Origin of the sequence: Kitasatospora sp. NPDC097643 (assembly GCF_040302625.1) — a bacterium.
Lineage (GTDB): Bacteria > Actinomycetota > Actinomycetes > Streptomycetales > Streptomycetaceae > Kitasatospora.
This window is the reverse complement of the sequence record NZ_JBEOSA010000009.1, coordinates 133,667-150,588: the sequence shown is the minus strand read 5'-3', so window position 1 is coordinate 150,588 and position 16,922 is coordinate 133,667. Positions and strand designations below refer to the sequence as shown.

Genomic DNA, 16,922 nt, shown 5'->3' with positions numbered 1-16,922 from the left:
TTCGCACTTCCGGCCGATCACGCCAGTAATCACTGGCATGATTGGCAGGGTAGCCCTTGCTGACAACGGATGGAAGAAGCGCGACCACCCGATTCGGGGAACCCCCGCCGACCACGGACCTATGCTGATCGCCGTGGACAAGGTCAGAGCTGCTGCGGGCGACAGAAAACGCGAGTACCGGGTGGAGGAACTGGCCGAAGCGGCCGGCATCACCACCCGGACGCTGCGCTTCTACCGTGAACGCAAGCTGCTCCAGCCGCCCCGCAAGGAGGGCCGGATCGCCTGGTACGGCGAGGAGCACCTGGCCCGGCTGCGGATGATCGGCGAGCTGCTGGAGCGCGGCCACACCCTGGGCGGCATCGCCGAGCTGATCGGCGCCGGCGAGAGCGGTCGGGACGTCGCGGAGCTGATCGGACTGGAGGCGGCGATCGTCGCACCCTGGTCGGACGAGACCCCGGTGCGCCTGGACTGGGACCAGCTGGTGGCCGCGTTCGGGGACCAACTCACCGAGGAGAACACCGCCGAGTCGATCGCCCAGGGCTACATCACCATCGACGAGGACGGGATCACCCACATCAGCCGCCGCCTGATGGACGCCACCACCGCGCTCGTCGCGGAGGGCGTACCGCTGTCCGTGGTGCTGGAGACCAGCCGGCGCACCCAGGAGCACGTGGACGCCATCGCGGAGCTCTTCATCGACCTGACCCGCGAGCACCTGCTCGGCGCCCTCGCCGCCGACACCCCACTGCCACCGGGCGAGGCCGCCCGGCTCACCGAACGCGTCCTGCGGGTACGGCCGTTGGCCCGCACGGTCGTGGACGCCCAGTTCGCCCTCGCGATGGACCGCCGGGTGCACGCCGAGTACGACGCGCTCATGCGCCAGCGACGGGAGAACGGCGGCACCGAAGAGTGACGGGCGTCAGGCGTCAGATGACAGCCGACAGATAACGGCTAACAGATGTCAGATGACAGATGTTGAAATCTGTCATCTGACATCTGTTTGTCCACTCCTCCAACCCCACCCCCGCACCCCCACCCACTCCGATGGGTGATCGGACGGTTACCCGAGGTCCCGTCGCGCCCCTACGGTCGAGGCTCACCCGCGGGTCGCTGTCGCCTGGTCGGGCCGGTGACGGGAGGCGGGCGCCCGGGCCGGCTCCGTGTGGGGTCGTACCGATGTCCGTGGTCGTGAAGTTCCGTACGGCGGCACAGCTGACCGGTGGCCGGGTGCTGCTGTGGTCACTGCTGGGCCGCCTGCCCAACGCGATGAGTCCGATCGGCACACTGCTCCTGGTCAGCCGGAACACCGACAGCGTGTGGCGCGGCTCCCTGGTGGCCGGAGCCCTGGCGGGCGGCCAGGCGATCGGCGGGCCGCTGGTCGGCCGGCTGGCGGACCGCCGCGGCCAGCGCACGGTCGGCCTGGTCGCGGCCCTGGTCAACGCGACAGCCCTGGTGGCCCTGGTGGCCGCCTCACAGCGCGGGCTGCCGCTCGGCTGGCAGATCGCGCCCGCCGCACTCATCGGCCTGTCCGTCCCGCTGGTCGGACCGCTGTCACGCAGCCGCTGGGTCCGACTGGCCGCCGGGGACGCCGAGTTGACGTCCTCCATGCTGTCGCTGGACGGGATCGTGGACGAGGTCAGCTTCACCGCCGGCCCGGCCCTGGTCGGCGTCCTCGCCACCCTGGCCTCCCCCGCGGCCGGGCTGCTGACGGCAGCCGCGCTGTCCGGCGTCTGCGCGACGCTGTTCGCGCTGCACCCGACCGCGTCCCCCGGCGTCCCGAAGTCCCACGCCCGCTCCACCGAACACCTGTTGAACACCCCGTACGTCCTGCTGATGCTCGGTATGGCGCTGCTGGGCGCCTGCTTCGGCTCGGTGCAGGTCGGGGTCACCGCGACCACGGAGAGCCTCGGCCGGCCGGGCGCGGCCGGTCTGCTGTACGGGTTCATCGGCTTCACCAGCGCCTTCGCCGGGGTCGCCGCCGCCGGCCTGCCCGCGCGGTGGGAGCTGCCGTCCCGGCTCCGGGCCGGCACGGTGCTGCTGTTCGTCGCGTCCTGCGTCCTGCTCTTCTCCGGCGGGAACCTGTGGACGCTGACCGCCGCCGTCGGCTTCCTGGGGGTGGCGGTCGCGCCGCAGATGATCACGATGTTCGGGCTGGTCGAGCGGACGGTCCCGGCCGTCCGACTGGGCGAGGCGATGGCGGCGCTGGTCAGCGCGCTGATCCTGGCCCAGTCGGCCGGCACCTTCCTGGGCGGCTGGGCAACCGCGCACTTCGCGCCCGCCGCGCCGTTCGCGATCACGGTCGGCGCGGCGGCGGCCGCGCTGCTGCTCGCCGCCTTCACCGCGACCGAGCAGCGCTACCGTCGTCGCGCACCAGCCACCTCCGGACTGCCCGCGACAGCGCTGTCGGAGGCAGCCGGCAGTCCGCGCGACGCCGCCCCCGCGCAGTCCTGCTGAGCACGTCGGACCGGCCCGGCTGGGCACCCCGGACGGCTCCGCGGCAAGGTCAGGCGAGGTCGGGCGGCGACAGGCGAGGTCAGTCGTCCGCCGCCCCGGGCGCCAGCGCCGGGGTCGGGAAGGCGTGGCGGGCCTCGCCGCCGGACCACCAGACGCCGATCGCGTACACGGCGGTCGCCTCCAGCACGGCGGCCCGGTCGAGGCCGCCGCAGGGGACGGGCGTGCACCCCATCGAGGTGACCAGTTCGGTGACCTGGGTGGCGGCCCCCGGGTCGTCCGCGCAGAACGGGACGGCGAGCGGCGCACCCTCGAAGGCCGGCCGGGGCAGCGTCCAGATGCTCTCGTGGCAGATCCCGAACACCTTGGCCACCCGGGCCTGCGGCGCCGCCTCGGCCAGGCGCCGGGCGACGGAGTCGTCCGCCCCCGCCGTGGTCAGCACCGGTCCGGCCGCACCCGGGGCCATCGGCACGGTGCAGTCCAGCAGGGTTCGCCCGGCCAGTTCGGCCGCCAACGGCTCGACGGCCGACACCGCCGCGTCGGCGGGCAGGGCGACCAGGACGGCCTCGCCGAACCGCGCCGCGTCCGCCGGTCCGCCGCTGCCCGCCGCCCCCAGCGCGGCGGCGAGCCGGGCCGCCGCGGCGGTGTCACGCCCGCCGACCAGTACCTCGTGCCCGGCCCGGGCCCAGGCCCCGCCCAGGGCCGCCGCCATGGCGCCCGTACCGAGAATGCCGATCCGCATGATCCATCCACTCCTCACGCTCGACGAACACGACCGAGGTCGACGGCGAACTGCCGTGCCCCGGACGCTATTCGGATCGATGCGCACCGCGCGGTAGGCATCGGGCGGGGCAGGATGTCCCCATGGAAGCCGAAGTCGCCCTGAACGCCACGCTCGACGCCTCCCCCACGACCGCCCCCGAGGACGAGACCGACGACCTCGGCGGAGGCCGGTACGCCGCCGACTGCCGTGCCCGCCTCGCCTTCGACGTCCTCGCCAACCGGTGGGACAGCGTGGTGGTGTACATCCTCGGCGAGCAGGGCCCGATGCGCCCGCGAGCGATGCTGACCCGGATCGGCGGGATCAGCTCGAAGGTGCTCAACGAGGCGCTGCGACGGCTGGAGTACAACGGCCTGGTCGAACGCCACCGCTACGCCGAGGCCCCGCCCCGGGTCGACTACGCCCTGACCGAGGCGGGCGCCGCCCTGCTCGCCCCGATCCGCGCCCTCGGCGCCTGGGCCGCCACCCACGGCGATGCCGTCCTCGCGGCCCAGGACCGCTTCGACCGGGCTTCTGCCTGATGGATTGTCAGTGGTGCGTGCCATGCTCGTTGTTGCCGCCACCACGGGGGGCGCACACATAACGGCAGGCACGGCGGCAAGCACACATCGGCGAAGGGACGGGCGCGTGATCGGGGAGTTGGACGAGGTCGAGGTCATCACCCTCTTCGTGGCGGACGTGCCCGCCGCGAAGGCGTTCTACCAGGAGGTCTTCGGCCTGCCGGTGGTCCACGAGGACGCCGACTCGGCGGTCGTACGGCTGCGGAACCTGCTGCTCAACCTGCTCGTGGCGGACCAGGCGCCCGGGCTGGTCGCGCCCGCGCCGGTCGCCGCGCCCGGCACGGGGGTGCGGGCGCTGCTGACCGTCAAGGTGGCGGACGTGGAGGCGGTCTGCGCCAGGCTGGCCGAGCACGGGGTGAAGCTGCTGAACGGGCCGGTGGACCAGCCGTGGGGCCGGCGGACGGCGGCGTTCGCCGACCCGTCCGGGCATGTGTGGGAGGTCGCCCAGGACTTGCCGTGAACCTGCTCTGAAGATGCCCTGAACCTGCCGCGGACCTGCCCTGAACTTGCCGCAGACCCGCCGCGGACCTGCGGTCACGGCTGCGGCGGGGGCGGCGGTGGTCCGCGCACCGCCGCCCCCGCCGCCCGGCCCTGCCGCCCGGCACCCACGGTCCGGCAGGCCCTCCTCGGACGGCCTCAGAGGCCGGGCCCAGCGGTCCCGGCCCCTGAGGCCGGTGGGTCAGTTGACGTTGACCGCCGTCCACGCGGCCGCGACCGCGTTGTACTCGGCGCTGTCCGCGCCGTACAGGTCCGCCGCCGCGCTGAGGGTGCCGGTGCGGGCGCCCGCGTAGTCGGTGGTGGAGGTGAAGTAGACGGTCAGCGCGCGGTACCAGATCTGCGCGGCCTTGTCGCGGCCGATGCCGGTGAGCGTCGAGCCGTCGTACGTCGGGCTGTCGTAGTCGAAGCCGTTGATGGTCTTGGCGCCGCTGCCCTCGGCGAGCAGGTAGAAGAAGTGGTTGGCCACGCCGGAGGAGAAGTGCACGTCCTGGTCGCCCACCTCGGCCGACCAGTAGTCGGCGGACTTGCCGTCCCGGCTCGGCTGGTCCAGGTAGCGCAGCGGCTTGCCGTCGCCGCGCAGGTTGATCAGCTCGCCGAGCCAGTAGTTCGGCGGGTTGGAGGGCAGATTGGCGTAGAACTCGACCATGGTGCCGAAGATGTCCGAGGTGGCCTCGTTGAGGCCACCGGACTCACCCGAGTAGTTGAGGTTGGCGGTCGCGGCGGTGACGCCGTGCGTCATCTCGTGGCCGGCCACGTCGAGCTCGGTGAGCGGGTGGGTGTTGCCGGAGCCGTCGCCGTAGGTCATGCAGAAGCAGTCGTCGTTCCAGAACGCGTTGACGTAGTTGCTGCCGTAGTGGACCCGGCTGGTGGCGCCGACGCCGTCGTTGCGGATGCCGTTGCGGCCGAACGTGCTCTTGTAGAAGTCCCAAGTGGTCGCGGCGCCGAACTGGGCGTCCACGGCGGCGGATTCGCGGTTGCCGACGGTGCCGTCGCCGAAGCTGTTGGACCGGTTGGCGAACAGCGAGCCACCGCCGGAGGTGCCGTTCTTCATGTCGGTGGTGGACTGGCCGCCGCGGGAGGCGTCCTTCAGGGCGAAGGTCGAGCCGCTCTGGGTGGTGGTCAGCGGGACCTGGCCGACGAAGACGCCCTTGCCGGTGCCGGCGGCGGTCTTCACCTTCTCGTGGGTGGACAGCACCGCGCCGTTAGCCGCGTCGGTGACCAGCACCTGGCTGCTGGGGGTGCCGTCGGCGCGCACGCCCTCCACCGTGGTCCGGTACGCCAGGCGCGGGTTGCCGTCGGTCGCCCAGACCACCAGCTCGGCGGCCCCGGTCCGGTGGACGTCGGCCAGCGGGGACTCGTCGGCGTCGAGGGTCACGCCGACGGTGGCCCGGACGGCTCCGGCGGCGTCCTCGGCGGCCTTGTCGGCGGGGATCCGCGGGGTCGGGCTCGGCAGGCTGAGCCGGGTGCCGACGGCCTTGTTCACCGCCTTGACGGAGCCGTCGGCCTTCTGGTGCACCACCAGGTCGCCGCCGAGCACCGGGAGTCCGGCGAAGGTGCGCTCGAAACGCAGGTGGCGGGTGCCGTCCTGGTCCACCACGGCGTCCTTGGCGACCAGCCGCTCCTGCTCGCCGAGGGCGAGCGCCTGGGCGAGCGGGCCGGACTGGCCGTCGGCGACGGCGAGGACGGCGGCGTGCTGCCCGGCGGCCTGCGCCTGGAGCGCCGGGGCCGGACTGGCCTGGGCGGCGGTGCCGCTCACCTGGATCACACCGGTCAGCAGGGTCGTGGCCGAGAGCACGGCGACGGCTGCGAGCTTTCGCTTCACGTACGAGTCCTTCCGGGAAACCGCGTGTGAGCGCGGTCACGCCACGTCCCGGGGGCCGGGTCGGCACCTGTGGGGCGGAACGGGCGCTGACGTGCTGAATCCCCGTGCGGTCGAGCGGCAGGCCGTCAAGGGTGGGGGTGGCGGCTGCCGTTGGGGGATGCCAAGAAGCATGACAATCCAACAGGTGAATTGACAGGTCTACTTCAGTGATTGGCCAGGTCCCGCCAGCGCGCCCGACCCGCCGAACAGGCGGGCAAATCAGGGCATTTCACCTCGACGAAACGAGAGTTCCTACCCGAACCACAGGCCGCCGCCAGCCGCAACGCCCAACCGCCCGCCAGGCGCACACGCCGAGCCCGGGCCCGAATGGGTCGTGGCCGACCTTTACACGTCTGTAGAACTTCCATACGGAGCCTTCACATCCGCTTGGCGAGGTCCCGCCACCTGCCGCCCTTGTCCCCTGACGGGACGTCTGCTAGGGCGTAGTGCCGGAATCCGGACGGACCTCAAGCCCTCCGGCGCTCCCGAATCCCGGCCAGCCGCCGCTCCATCCCCGCCCGGCAGTCCGGCCACTCCTGCGCCGTGATCGAGAAGATCGCAGAATCCCGCAGGCACCCCTCCTCTCCCGGCGCCCAAGAACGCGACCAGTTCCGCAGCACCCCTTCGAACCGGGCACCGGTCTTCTCGATCGCCGCCCGCGAACGGGCGTTGCGGGCATCAGTCTTGAGGTCCAACCGCGCCACGCCCCACTGCTCGAAGGCGTGCCGGAACAGCAGGTACTTGGCCTCCAGGTTCACGCCCGTACCCTGCGCGGAGGCCGCGAGCCACGTGAACCCCACCTCGATCGCGAACAGCGGGCCGTCCTGCGGCTCCCGGCGCGGATCCCAGAAGGCCGTCGCCCCGACCACCCGCCCGGACGCCCGGTGGACCTGCGCGTACGGTGACAACAACCCCCCGGCGGTACGGGCCAGTTGGGCATCGACGTAGGCGTCCATCCCGTCCGCCGGGGGCACCCAGGTGTAACCGTAGGAGGCGCGGTCCTCCGCCGCGGCAGCCGCGAGGCCTGCCACGTGGTGGTGGCCCAGCGGCTCCAGACGGACGAACTCACCCTCCAGCAGTGGCCGTTCGAGCAGTGGCACCCCGCGTTCCGACTCCACCGTGCTCCCTTCGCGCCGCGATCCACTCCGTCGCGGGTCCGTGCTCGACCCCATGACGACGACGGCAGCCTGGCAGAGCGCTCCCGGTCTGTCGCGGGGTTTTCCGGCGGCCCCTCAGCGGGTACGCCCGGGCAGGGCCTGCGGCGCGTACTCGCGGACGGCGGCGAGCAGTTGGCGGCGCGACGGGTTCACCATCGGCCGTCCGGCGACGGTGACCGTCGGCACGGTCTCGTTCCCGTCCGCCACCGAGCGGACGAACGCGGCGGCGTCCGGGTCCTTCCAGATGTTCACCATGGTGAAGTGCCGGCCGTAGCGCAGGCGGGTGAACAGCAGCCCGAGCCGCAGTCTCATGCAGTACGTGCACAGCGGGCGCCAGTAGAGGACGACCCCGTCGGGAGCCGTCACTGGAACCGCCACTCCTGGGCCTGGTTGCCCGGGGTGCAGGTGACCATGGTGACCTCGGCGCCCGGGCCGTTGTTGGTCATGCAGCTCTGGTTCTGGTAGTCGGCCAGCGTGTAGGAACCCTGCGTCGAACCGTTGCGCACCGTCCAGCGGGTCAGGAAGCTGAAGCCGCCGTTGAGGGTGACCTTGCCGTCCATGGTCTGGACGAGCAGCGGGCCACCGTTGTTGCAGGCGTTGAGCAGGGTCCAGGCGCCCGGGTCGGTCGAGCGCACCCAGCCGTACTGGGCGGCGCCGCCGACCACGATCGGGTTGTCGCCGTTCAGGTTGTCGTGGGCCATCCCGATCGGGCGGCCGTCCTTCACGCTGACGACGGTGGTCCAGCTGGTGCCGCCGCAGGAGGCGGGGCGGGTCGGGGCCTGCGGGGCCGGCGGGTTGCCGCCGCCGGACGGGGAGCCGGTGCCCGCGGCCGAGCCGGTGGAGGTGGTCTGGGCCGGGGGCTGCGGCGGGTTGGGGTTGGAGCCGCCCGGCTGGTTGGCGGCGCCACCCGCTCCACCAGCGACTCCGCCGCCCGCCGCGCCCGCCTGACCGCTCGTCTGGCCACCGCCCGCGCTCCCGCCGGTGGCGGCGGCGCCGCCGGCGGCCGAACCCGTGCCGGTGCCCCGGCCCGCCGAGGCTCCGGTGCCGCCCGCCGCCGCGCCGTTCCCGCCCTGCCCGGGGGGCGGGACGGGCAGGCCCGGCTGGTTCGGCTGGTTCGGGACGGCCGGGGGCTGGCCGGCGGTGGGCGTCGCGCTCGGGGTGTCAATCGGCGCCGGGGTGGTCGGCGGCGCCGTCGAGGGCGTCGCCGGGGCGGAGCCGCCGGACGGGGTCGCCGGGGCCGTCACCACCACGGTCGACTGGGCGGCGGGCGGCACGGCCGTGTCCGCTCCGCCGGAACCCCGGTCGACCAGCAGGACCGTCGCGGTGCCGAGCGAGATGACCACGGGGATGACGACGGGCACCAGCAGCGTGCGGCGCGAGCGGCGCCGGCCCGCTTCGGTCACCGGCTGCGGCTCCACCTTCGCGACCTCGTCCGGGGCGGGGCGGTCCGGGGCCTCCTCGGCGGCGGGCGCCGGGGCGGGCACCGGGGCCGGAGCCATTTGCGCGGGTACCTTGGCGGCCACGGGCTCCTGCATGTCGGCCGCCGCCTTGAGGTCGATGGTCCGGCTGTCGGCCACCCCGGCGCTCACCGCCTTCGCGGCGACCACCGCTCCGGCCTCGGCAGCGCTCGCCACGGGCCCACCGGCCTCGGCCCCACCCGCTGGGGCGGCCTCGTCTGCTGCGGCGCCGTCAGCCACGTCCGCCACGTCCGGCTCGTCCGCTTCGGCCCCGATCGCCGCCCGGGCCGCGGCCGCCATCGCGGCGGCGTCCGCGAACCGGTCCTCGGGCCGCTTCGCCAGGGCTCTGGCGACCACGTCCCGCACCGCCCGCGGAAACGTTTCGGCCAGCTCCGGCACCGGCTGGCGAACGTGCTTGAGCGCGACCTCCAGCACCCCCTCACCGACGAACGGCGGCCGCCCGGTGAGCAGTTCGTAGCAGACCACACCGATCGAGTAGAGGTCGGAGGACGGCCCGGTGGCCTCGCCCTCGGCCTGCTCGGGCGCCATGTAGAGCGCGGTGCCGATGATCGCGTGCGAGGCGGTGATCTTGGTGCTGGCGATCGCCCGGGCGATGCCGAAGTCCGTGACGGTCACCCGGCCGTCGGCGCGCAACATCAGGTTGGACGGCTTGAGGTCCCGGTGCACGATGTCCCGCTGGTGGGCGGCGTGCAGGGCGTCCAGGGCGGCCGCGACCACGGCGAGGGCGCGGTCGGGCGGCAGCGGACCGTCGGCGGCGAGCACCCGGTCCAGCGGGCGGCCGTCGATCAGCTCCATGACGATGTAGGCGCAACGGTCCTCGTCCCCGTCCCCGCCGCTCTCGCCGTAGTCGTGGACGTCCACGATGCCGGGGTGGTCGATCGCCGCGACGAGCTGGGCCTCGCGCCGGAACCGCTGGACGAAGGTGTCGTCCTCGAACAGCGCCGAGTGCAGGATCTTGACGGCCACCTGCCGGGCGAGCACCGTGTCATCGGCCCGCCAGACGGCCCCCATGCCGCCACCGCCGATCCGCTCGGTCAGCGCGTACCGCCCACCGAGCACGGTGCCCGGACCCCTCATGCCCCGCCCCCATGTGTCATGGCCCTCCCCAGTGGGCCGTCGGCACACAGTGTGCCAGAGGGTGTCGAAGGCTCAGCACCCGCTGTCCGAGCTGGGGTTGTGCGGTCGAGCCGGGCGCCTTCGGCCCGTCGGGCGAAACCCTGGGCCGAAGGCTCGACGGCGTGTCGTGCGGCCTGTCGGACCGCCGTAGCGGGCTGACGAGCAGCCTGTCGGACCGCCGTAGCGGGCCGGCCTACCGGGCCGGCCCATCCGACAGGCCCATCCGGCCGGCCTATCGGACAGCGTGCTCGGCGACCTCCAGGACGGCCGAGGTGACGGCCCGGGGGTCGTCGGCGTGGACGGCGTGCCCGGCTCCGCGCACCTCGATGTGCGAACCGCGAGTGGCGCCCGCCGCGACGCGCGACTGCAGGATCGTCCAGCGCCGGCGCATGACCCTGGGCAGGCCGTCGGTCGCGCTCAGGACGGTCACCGGGACGTCGGGCAGCCGCCCGGCCGAGCGGCGCCGCCGGATCTCGGGGACGGCGGAGGTCATCAGACGGTTCTCGTCCAGGGCGGTGCGCCGCTGGTGGCGGTGGGCGGCGACGGCCGCCGCGGCCCGGGCGTGCACTCCCCTGGCGCCGAGCGCGGCGGGTGCCAGCGCGCTCCTGACCAGCCACAGCCGCAGCAGGACGGCCTCGGCGGCGCGGGCGGCCGGTGGCTGGAACTCCTCGTGCGCCGGGTCCACCAGCACCAGGCCGGCGACCAACTCCGGCCGCTGCCAGGCGAGGAGTTGGGCGAGCAGTCCGCCCCAGCTGTGGCCGACGAGCAGGGCCGGTCCGGCGTCGAGGTGTTCCACCAGGGCGGCCAGGTCGCCGGTCTGGGCTTCGAGGGTCGGGCCGGGCGTCCGGGCGGGGTCGCTCGCGCCGAGCCCGGCCCGGTCGTACGCCACGACCCGCCGGTGGGCGGCGAGTTCGGGCAGCACGGGGGCCCAGGTCAGCGACGAGGTGCCGCTGCCGGCCAGCAGGACCACCGGCGGACCGTCGGGCCGCCCGGCCTCCAGCCAGCGCAACGTCCGTCCGTCGCAGTCCAGTTCGCCGGGCCGCACCCCGCCCGGGACGCCCTCCGCCAGCGCCGCCGCGAGGGCCGCCTGGGTCTCCCGCAGGACCTGCGCCCTCCGTGCGCTCTTCGTGCTCTGGATGTTCTGGATGTTCTGGATGTAGTGGATGTCCTGGTTGCTCTGGTTGTGCTGAGTGTCCTGCACGTTCGGTCCCCCCCCTGGTTCCGCCCGCGTGGTCCCGGTCTTCGGTGCCGGGTGACGCGGGTCGCTGTGCACCGCTGCCACTGCTTCCGGGCGCCCCCCGGCGCCCCCTGAGGACCGGCCCGTCGGTCCGGCCCTCCCCCGTTCGTCGTCGTTCGCCCGTCGATCACACGGCGTTCGCCCGTCGACAGGTACCAGACCCCGGCCGCCCGCCGACACGGGATCTCCAACGCTCACCGACCGTTGCGTAACCAGACGGTGAACAACAGGAGATGACGGATCCGCACGTACGGACCGCGGTCCGACGGACCGTCGGCGGACCCGGGGGCCCGCCGACCGCGGTCAGGCCGGGAGGGTCCGCTTCAGCAGGTCGAGCAGCGCCTCCCAGTGGCGTGCGTCGCCGGCCGCGTCGTAGCGGGTGGTGTCGGCCTGGGTGTAACCGTGCCAGGCCCCCTGGTAGACCTCCGCGCGGTGGCGGACGCCGGCGGCGGTGAGGGCCTCGGTCAGCCGGGCCATCTGCTCGGGCGGCATCGACGGGTCCTCGTCGGCGTGGCCGAAGTACAGCTCGGCGGTGATCCGGTGGGCGCCCAGGTGCGGGCTGTCCGGGCGCTCGCTGGCGAGCTCGCCGCCGTGGAACCCGGCCGCGGCGGCGACCCGGTCCGGGTGGCTGGCGGCGGTGCGCAGCGCGAGGACGGCGCCGCGGCAGTAGCCGGTGATGCCGACCGGGCCGTCCTCGACCAGCGGGGACTCTGCGAGCCAGCGCAGGTAGGCGTCCGCGTCGCGGGTGGTCACCTCGGGGGTGAGGGTCTGGAGCAGCGGGCCGAGCTTCTCGAAGATCGAGGGGTCGTTGTCCGGGTCGAGCCGCTCCGGCAGCTCGACGACCGGCGTGCGGCCGTGCCGGTAGTAGGAGTTGGGGAGCAGGACGGTGTATCCGGCCGCGGCGATCCGGTCGGCCATGGCCCGGAGGTGGGGCCGGACCCCGAAGGCGTCCATGTAGAGGATGACGGCGGGGTGGGCCCGCCCGTCGTCGGGGTGGGCGAGGTAGGCGTCGGCGATGCCGTCGGCCGTCGTGATGTCCACGGTGGTTCCGCGCACGGTCATAAGTGAGGGCCCTCCTTCGGGTTCGCGCGCAGGGTAACGGGTGGACCGGACGTCGGGCACGGCATTTTCCCGGCCGCCCGACCGGTCAGGCTCCCCAACTACGGGAGCAGAGCGCCAGTTGGTAACCGTCCGGGTCGGCCACGACGACGCCGTGCTCGTCCCAGTAGGGGTTGTGCGCGGCAACCCGGGTGCCGCCGGCGGCCTCCAGCCGGGCGACGAGGGCGTCGTCCACGGGCGCACCGAGGTAGACGACGAACAGGTCGTCCACCGTCGGGGTGGGTTCCAGCGGGTGTTCCGGGTCGTGGGTGAGCTCGAAGTGCCAGGCGCCACCGGGCGGACCGACCATCAGCAGGTCGTGCTCGCCGGAGACCCGCTCGGTGGTGCGCCACAGCACGTCGAGCCCCAGGCCGCCGACGTAGAAGCGCTCGGCCGCCGCGAGGTCCCGTGAGGGGCGGGCGATCCGCACCCGCATCGTCGAATCGATCATGCTCGCGAGCGTAGCGGACACCACTGACAACGAACCGTCCCTGCACGGAAGGGCCGGGTGCACGGAGGTGAGCGGCGACCGACAGGGCGTCAGAACCGTTGCAGGCGTTGCTCGTCGGTGGTGCGCGGGCAGGTGATGCAGGCCTGCGCCTCGGGCTTGACGGCGTAGTAGAGGCAGCAGCCGAGCCGGGTGCGGGTGGGGTGGTCGCGGCCGTCGGGGGTGCGCAGTCGGCGGAAGTCGGCGGCGCCGGGGAGCGGGAGGGTGCCACCGGGCAGCAGCGCGCCGGCGGCGGCGACCGCCGCGCCCTCCCGGCCGAGCATCCGGCCGAGGTACCAGACGGCGGAGGCCAGGTCGTCCGTCACCATGCCCCAGAGGGCGCGGTCCCGGCGCCGGGTGGGGGCGGCGAAGGCGGCGAGCACCGGTTCGACGTGGGCGACCACGGCGGCGCGCAGTTCGGCGCGCAGTTCGTCGTCGCCGGGGCGGGTGACGTGGCCGCGCGGGCGCAGCGCGAGGTCGCCGGTGGGGGCGTGCAGCCAGAGGTCGGCGGGGTCGACGAGGGGGACCCGCCGGGCGAGGTGCCAGGGGCCGGCGATCAGCAGGCAGGCCGACCAGACGTAGTGGTGGAGCAGGCGGGAGGCGGTGACGTGCGGGCGGGGGGCGCGGCCGTGTTCGGCGGCGATGCGCTCCTCCTCGCCGGCCAGGGCGGCGGCCAGGGCCCGGGCGTCGGTGGCGAGTTCGGCTCCGGAGTACCAGCCGTCGGCGGCTGCGGGGGCGGGCTCGGAGGTCGCGGGGGCGCGCTCGGCGACTGCGGGGCCCGGTTCGGCGTCCTCGATCAGGCGCAGGTTCAGGACCGGGCAGAGCTCGCGCAGGCGCCGGTAGTCGCCGTGCAGGGCAGGGGCGGACGGCGCGGCACCGGGCGGCGCGACGGGCAGGGGTGTGCCGGGGGTCATCGGTACTCCCTAGATCAACTCCGCGTGATCGAATAAGGTGAGGCTCACCTTACAGTTCTTCAGCACGCCCGGCGCACGCCCGGGGCGCGACAGGGGCGCTCCCAGGGCAATCCGGGGACACATCCAGGGCGTTCGGAAATCGGTCGAACACCCCAAGGTTGACGAAGTTAGGCAAAGCTAACCTAAGATGTCGACTCGTGTTGAGAACCGATCCACCGGACGCCACGGCCCCCGCCACGGCCCCCGCGACACCGCGATCCCGTGCGGTGCAGCGGCCGTTGCTGCTGGCCACGGGCGTGTGCGCACTCGCGCTGTGCGCCGCGCTGAGCCTCGCGCTCGGCTCCCGATCCATCCCGCTGTCCACCGTGATCGACGCCCTGACCGGTGCCGTCCACGGCGGTGACGCCGACGTGGTGACGGGCCTGCGCGTGCCGCGCACGGTGATCGGGCTGGCGGTCGGGGCGGCGCTCGGCGTCGCCGGGGCGGTCGCCCAGGGCATCACCCGCAACCCGCTGGCCTCCCCCATCACCCTCGGCATCAACCACGGTGCGAGCCTCGCCGTGGTCGCCGCGATCTACGCACTGGACCTCACCCGCCCCGCCGAGTACGTCTGGTTCGCCTTCCTCGGCGCGGCCGTCGCCGCCGTCGCGGTGTACGCGATGTCCCGGCGCGCCGGCGACCTGGACCCGGTCCGGCTCGCACTCGCCGGCACCGTGCTCAGCGTGGTGCTCACCTCGTGGACCTCCGCACTGATGCTGGCCAGTCACCGCACGCTGGACGAGGCCCGGTTCTGGCTGGCCGGCTCGATTGCCGGGCGTCACCTGGACACCCTCCTGCCCGTGCTGCCGTTCCTGGCCGTCGGCCTGCTCGGCGCGTTCGCGATCGCACCCGCCCTCAACGCGCTGGCGCTCGGCGACGAGACCGCCCAGTCGCTGGGCGTCCCGGTGGCCCGGATCCGGACCGCCGGCGGACTCGTCGTCGTCCTGCTCGCGGGCAGCGCGGTCGCCGTGTGCGGACCGGTGGCGTTCATCGGACTGGCGGCCCCGCACCTGGTCCGCCCGCTGCTCGGCAACGACCACCGCTGGCTGCTGCCCGGCTGTCTGATCGCCGGTCCGCTGTTGCTGCTCGCCGCCGACGTGCTCGGTCGGCTGGTCGTCCGGCCCTCCGAGATCGAGGTCGGCATCGTCACCGCCTTCCTCGGCGCGCCGCTGCTCGCGGTGCTGGCGCGGAGGGTGGCCCGATGAGCGCGCTCGTCATGTCCGCGGGCAGCTTCGCCCGCCGTCGCACCCGCACCGCGGCCTGGTCGCTGCTGGCCGCCGCCCTGCTCGTCCTGCTGACCGGCGTCGCGCTCGGCACCGGGCAGGTCCGGATCTCCGCGTGGGACGCGCTGCGCGCCCTCGCCGGGCAGGGCGAGCCCGGGAACGTCCTGGTGGTGCAGCAGTTCCGGGCACCGCGCGTGGTGTCGGCGCTGATCGCGGGCGCCGGGCTGGCGATGGCCGGCTCCATGCTCCAGCGGCTCTTCCGCAACCCGCTGGCCTCCCCCGATACCATCGGTGTCACCGGCGGTGCCTCGTTCGGCGCGGTGCTGATGCTCGCCACCGGCGCCTCGGCGCAGCTGATCCCGCTCGCCGCACTCGGCGGCGGACTGCTCGCGGCGCTGCTGCTCGGCGGTTTCGCCTGGCGCTCGAAGATGGCCGTCACCCGGCTGGTGCTGGTCGGCCTGGCGGTGCAGCAGGGCCTGGCCGCCGCCGTGAACCTGATGATCGTACGGTTCCCGGCCGAACTCGCCTCCTCCGCGATGCAGTGGACCACCGGCTCGCTGTACGGCCGCACCTGGACCGAGGTGACGATCGGCGGCACCGCCATCGCGCTCACCGCTGGCGCCGTCGCGCTCTGCCAGCGCCGGGTCGCCGTCCTCGACCTCGGCGACGACTCCGCCGGCGGCCTCGGCCTCACCCCCGGCCGGGACCGGCTCTGGCTGCTGCTGCTCGGCATCACCCTCGCCTCGCTGGCCGCCGCCCTCACCGGCCCGGTCGCGTTCGTCGCGCTCGCCGTCCCGCACCTGGTCCGGCTGCTCGCCGGGCCGCCCACCCTCGGCACGCTCGGGCTCACCGCGCTCACCGGCGCCGTGCTGCTGCTCTCCGCCGACCTCCTCGTGCTCCACGTGATCCCCGTCCACGGCCTGCCGGTCGGTGCCGTCACCGCCACCCTCGGCGCGCCCTGGCTCCTGGTGCTGATGATCCGCCAGGGCCGGCTTCCCCAGAGGAGCAGCTGATGACCACACCCGCCACCGACGACCTGGCGTCCGGCGACGCGGCGTCCGGCGACCTGGCGTCAGTCGACGCGGCCGCTGGCGCTGCCGATGCCGCTGCCGCTGACACGTCTGGGGACCGGCCCGGGGACCGGCCCGCCAACCGGCTCGCCGCGCACGGGCTCGGGCTGCGCTACGGCGACCGGACGGTCGTCGACGGGCTCGACCTCGAACTGCCCGGCGGCGCCGTCACCGCGATCGTCGGACCGAACGCCTGCGGCAAGTCCACCCTGCTGCGCGGGCTCGTCCGGCTGCTCGACCCGGCCGCCGGCACCGTGACCCTGGACGGCTCCGACATCCACCGGATGCCCGCCCGGGCGCTCGCCAAGCGGATGGGACTGCTGCCGCAGCAGCCCGTCACCCCCGAGGGGATCACCGTCGAGGCGCTGGTGCGGCTCGGCCGGTACCCGCACCAGCGGATGCTCAGCCCGTGGTCCAAGGCCGACCAGGCCGCCGTCGAGGACGCGCTCGCCCGCACCGGCACGGCCGAACTGCGCGACCAGCAGGTCGACCGGCTCTCCGGCGGGCAGCGCCAGCGCGCCTGGATCGCGCTCGCGCTCGCCCAGGACACCGAGCTGCTGCTGCTCGACGAGCCGACCACCTTCCTCGACCTGCGCCACCAGCTGGACGTCCTCGACCTGGTCGCCGACCTGCACGCCGAGGCCGGGCGCACCGTCGTCATGGTGCTGCACGACCTCGGGCAGGCCGCCCGGTACGCCGACCACCTGGTGGTACTCAAGGACGGTCGGCTGGCCGCCGCCGGGGCGCCGTCCGACGTCCTCACCGCCGAGCTGGTCGAGCGCGTCTTCCAGGTGCCGTGCCGGGTGGTGCCCGACCCGGAGACCGGCACGCCGCTGGTCGTGCCCCGCGCCCGGAGCCGGGCCGCGCGCTGATCCTCCTGTCCTGAACTCCCCACTCCTGCTCGTCTCCCGTTCGTCCCACGCCTGCTGTCCCCGTTCGTCCCCGATGCAAG

Annotated in this window: 16 protein-coding genes; 7 read left to right on the top strand and 9 right to left on the bottom strand. The window is 74.1% G+C overall.

Going from position 1 to position 16,922, the window contains the following annotated elements; genetic code table 11:
• Positions 1 to 133: 133 nt before the first annotated feature.
• On the top strand, positions 134 to 913 hold the full coding sequence (locus ABTY15_RS09215) for a MerR family transcriptional regulator (RefSeq protein WP_350578608.1): 780 nt from the start codon (positions 134 to 136) through the stop codon (positions 911 to 913).
• Positions 914 to 1,176: 263 nt separating this feature from the next.
• A complete protein-coding gene (locus ABTY15_RS09210; RefSeq protein WP_350578605.1) occupies positions 1,177 to 2,454 on the top strand; it encodes an MFS transporter in 1,278 nt (425 codons plus the stop codon).
• A 79-nt stretch (positions 2,455 to 2,533) separates the two neighbouring features.
• Here ABTY15_RS09210 and ABTY15_RS09205 read toward each other — a convergent pair whose 3' ends face one another.
• Positions 2,534 to 3,193 carry an NADPH-dependent F420 reductase gene (locus ABTY15_RS09205; RefSeq protein ID WP_350578602.1) on the bottom strand — a complete coding sequence of 220 codons (660 nt, stop codon included), beginning with the start codon at positions 3,191 to 3,193 and terminating at the stop codon, positions 2,534 to 2,536.
• 122 nt (positions 3,194 to 3,315) lie between these two features.
• On the opposite strand from ABTY15_RS09205, the gene ABTY15_RS09200 reads away from it, so the two are divergent.
• Positions 3,316 to 3,753 carry a winged helix-turn-helix transcriptional regulator gene (locus tag ABTY15_RS09200; RefSeq protein WP_350578595.1) on the top strand — a complete coding sequence of 146 codons (438 nt, stop codon included), beginning with the start codon at positions 3,316 to 3,318 and terminating at the stop codon, positions 3,751 to 3,753.
• 106 nt (positions 3,754 to 3,859) lie between these two features.
• A complete protein-coding gene (locus ABTY15_RS09195) occupies positions 3,860 to 4,252 on the top strand; it encodes a VOC family protein (protein WP_350578592.1) in 393 nt (130 codons plus the stop codon).
• A 219-nt stretch (positions 4,253 to 4,471) separates the two neighbouring features.
• Here ABTY15_RS09195 and ABTY15_RS09190 read toward each other — a convergent pair whose 3' ends face one another.
• The 8 genes from ABTY15_RS09190 to ABTY15_RS09155 form a co-directional block, all read right to left on the bottom strand.
• Positions 4,472 to 6,112 carry a M4 family metallopeptidase gene (locus ABTY15_RS09190; protein ID WP_350578589.1) on the bottom strand — a complete coding sequence of 547 codons (1,641 nt, stop codon included), beginning with the start codon at positions 6,110 to 6,112 and terminating at the stop codon, positions 4,472 to 4,474.
• Between the two features lie 506 nt (positions 6,113 to 6,618).
• On the bottom strand, positions 6,619 to 7,269 hold the full coding sequence (locus ABTY15_RS09185; protein ID WP_350578586.1) for a GNAT family N-acetyltransferase: 651 nt from the start codon (positions 7,267 to 7,269) through the stop codon (positions 6,619 to 6,621).
• Between the two features lie 114 nt (positions 7,270 to 7,383).
• Complete coding sequence (locus ABTY15_RS09180) at positions 7,384 to 7,674, bottom strand: glutaredoxin domain-containing protein (RefSeq protein ID WP_350578584.1); 291 nt, start codon at positions 7,672 to 7,674, stop codon at positions 7,384 to 7,386.
• A complete protein-coding gene (locus ABTY15_RS09175) occupies positions 7,671 to 9,863 on the bottom strand; it encodes a serine/threonine-protein kinase (protein ID WP_350578583.1) in 2,193 nt (730 codons plus the stop codon). The genes ABTY15_RS09180 and ABTY15_RS09175 overlap by 4 nt, the downstream gene beginning before the upstream one ends.
• A gap of 271 nt (positions 9,864 to 10,134) precedes the next feature.
• Entirely contained in the window at positions 10,135 to 11,103 is a 969-nt protein-coding gene (locus ABTY15_RS09170) for an alpha/beta fold hydrolase (protein ID WP_350578580.1), read from the bottom strand.
• Between the two features lie 339 nt (positions 11,104 to 11,442).
• Complete coding sequence (locus ABTY15_RS09165) at positions 11,443 to 12,201, bottom strand: dienelactone hydrolase family protein (RefSeq protein ID WP_350578577.1); 759 nt, start codon at positions 12,199 to 12,201, stop codon at positions 11,443 to 11,445.
• 85 nt (positions 12,202 to 12,286) lie between these two features.
• Positions 12,287 to 12,688: a VOC family protein gene (locus ABTY15_RS09160; protein WP_350578574.1), complete on the bottom strand. Its 402-nt coding sequence runs from the start codon at positions 12,686 to 12,688 to the stop codon at positions 12,287 to 12,289.
• A gap of 89 nt (positions 12,689 to 12,777) precedes the next feature.
• Positions 12,778 to 13,638: a (2Fe-2S)-binding protein gene (locus ABTY15_RS09155; protein WP_350578571.1), complete on the bottom strand. Its 861-nt coding sequence runs from the start codon at positions 13,636 to 13,638 to the stop codon at positions 12,778 to 12,780.
• 266 nt (positions 13,639 to 13,904) lie between these two features.
• Between ABTY15_RS09155 and ABTY15_RS09150 the strand changes: the two genes are divergently transcribed.
• From ABTY15_RS09150 to ABTY15_RS09140, 3 genes are read left to right on the top strand one after another with little or no spacing between them, the layout of a single operon-like run.
• Complete coding sequence (locus ABTY15_RS09150; protein WP_350578569.1) at positions 13,905 to 14,882, top strand: FecCD family ABC transporter permease; 978 nt, start codon at positions 13,905 to 13,907, stop codon at positions 14,880 to 14,882.
• On the top strand, positions 14,879 to 15,913 hold the full coding sequence (locus ABTY15_RS09145) for a FecCD family ABC transporter permease (protein WP_350578566.1): 1,035 nt from the start codon (positions 14,879 to 14,881) through the stop codon (positions 15,911 to 15,913). Before ABTY15_RS09150 ends, ABTY15_RS09145 begins: the two co-directional genes overlap by 4 nt.
• Positions 15,913 to 16,842 carry an ABC transporter ATP-binding protein gene (locus tag ABTY15_RS09140; protein ID WP_350578563.1) on the top strand — a complete coding sequence of 310 codons (930 nt, stop codon included), beginning with the start codon at positions 15,913 to 15,915 and terminating at the stop codon, positions 16,840 to 16,842. The genes ABTY15_RS09145 and ABTY15_RS09140 overlap by 1 nt, the downstream gene beginning before the upstream one ends.
• The last annotated feature ends 80 nt before the right edge of the window (positions 16,843 to 16,922 follow it).

Bases quoted from the DNA above. Each gene is read 5' to 3' on its own strand.
- ABTY15_RS09210 (WP_350578605.1), top strand. From the start codon at position 1,177: ATGTCCGTGGTCGTGAAGTTCCGTACGGCGGCACAGCTGACCGGTGGC.
- ABTY15_RS09205 (WP_350578602.1), bottom strand. From the start codon at position 3,193: ATGCGGATCGGCATTCTCGGTACGGGCGCCATGGCGGCGGCCCTGGGC.
- ABTY15_RS09200 (WP_350578595.1), top strand. From the start codon at position 3,316: ATGGAAGCCGAAGTCGCCCTGAACGCCACGCTCGACGCCTCCCCCACG.
- ABTY15_RS09175 (WP_350578583.1), bottom strand. From the start codon at position 9,863: ATGAGGGGTCCGGGCACCGTGCTCGGTGGGCGGTACGCGCTGACCGAG.
- ABTY15_RS09165 (WP_350578577.1), bottom strand. From the start codon at position 12,201: ATGACCGTGCGCGGAACCACCGTGGACATCACGACGGCCGACGGCATC.
- ABTY15_RS09160 (WP_350578574.1), bottom strand. From the start codon at position 12,688: ATGATCGATTCGACGATGCGGGTGCGGATCGCCCGCCCCTCACGGGAC.
- ABTY15_RS09155 (WP_350578571.1), bottom strand. From the start codon at position 13,638: ATGACCCCCGGCACACCCCTGCCCGTCGCGCCGCCCGGTGCCGCGCCG.
- ABTY15_RS09145 (WP_350578566.1), top strand. From the start codon at position 14,879: ATGAGCGCGCTCGTCATGTCCGCGGGCAGCTTCGCCCGCCGTCGCACC.
- ABTY15_RS09140 (WP_350578563.1), top strand. From the start codon at position 15,913: ATGACCACACCCGCCACCGACGACCTGGCGTCCGGCGACGCGGCGTCC.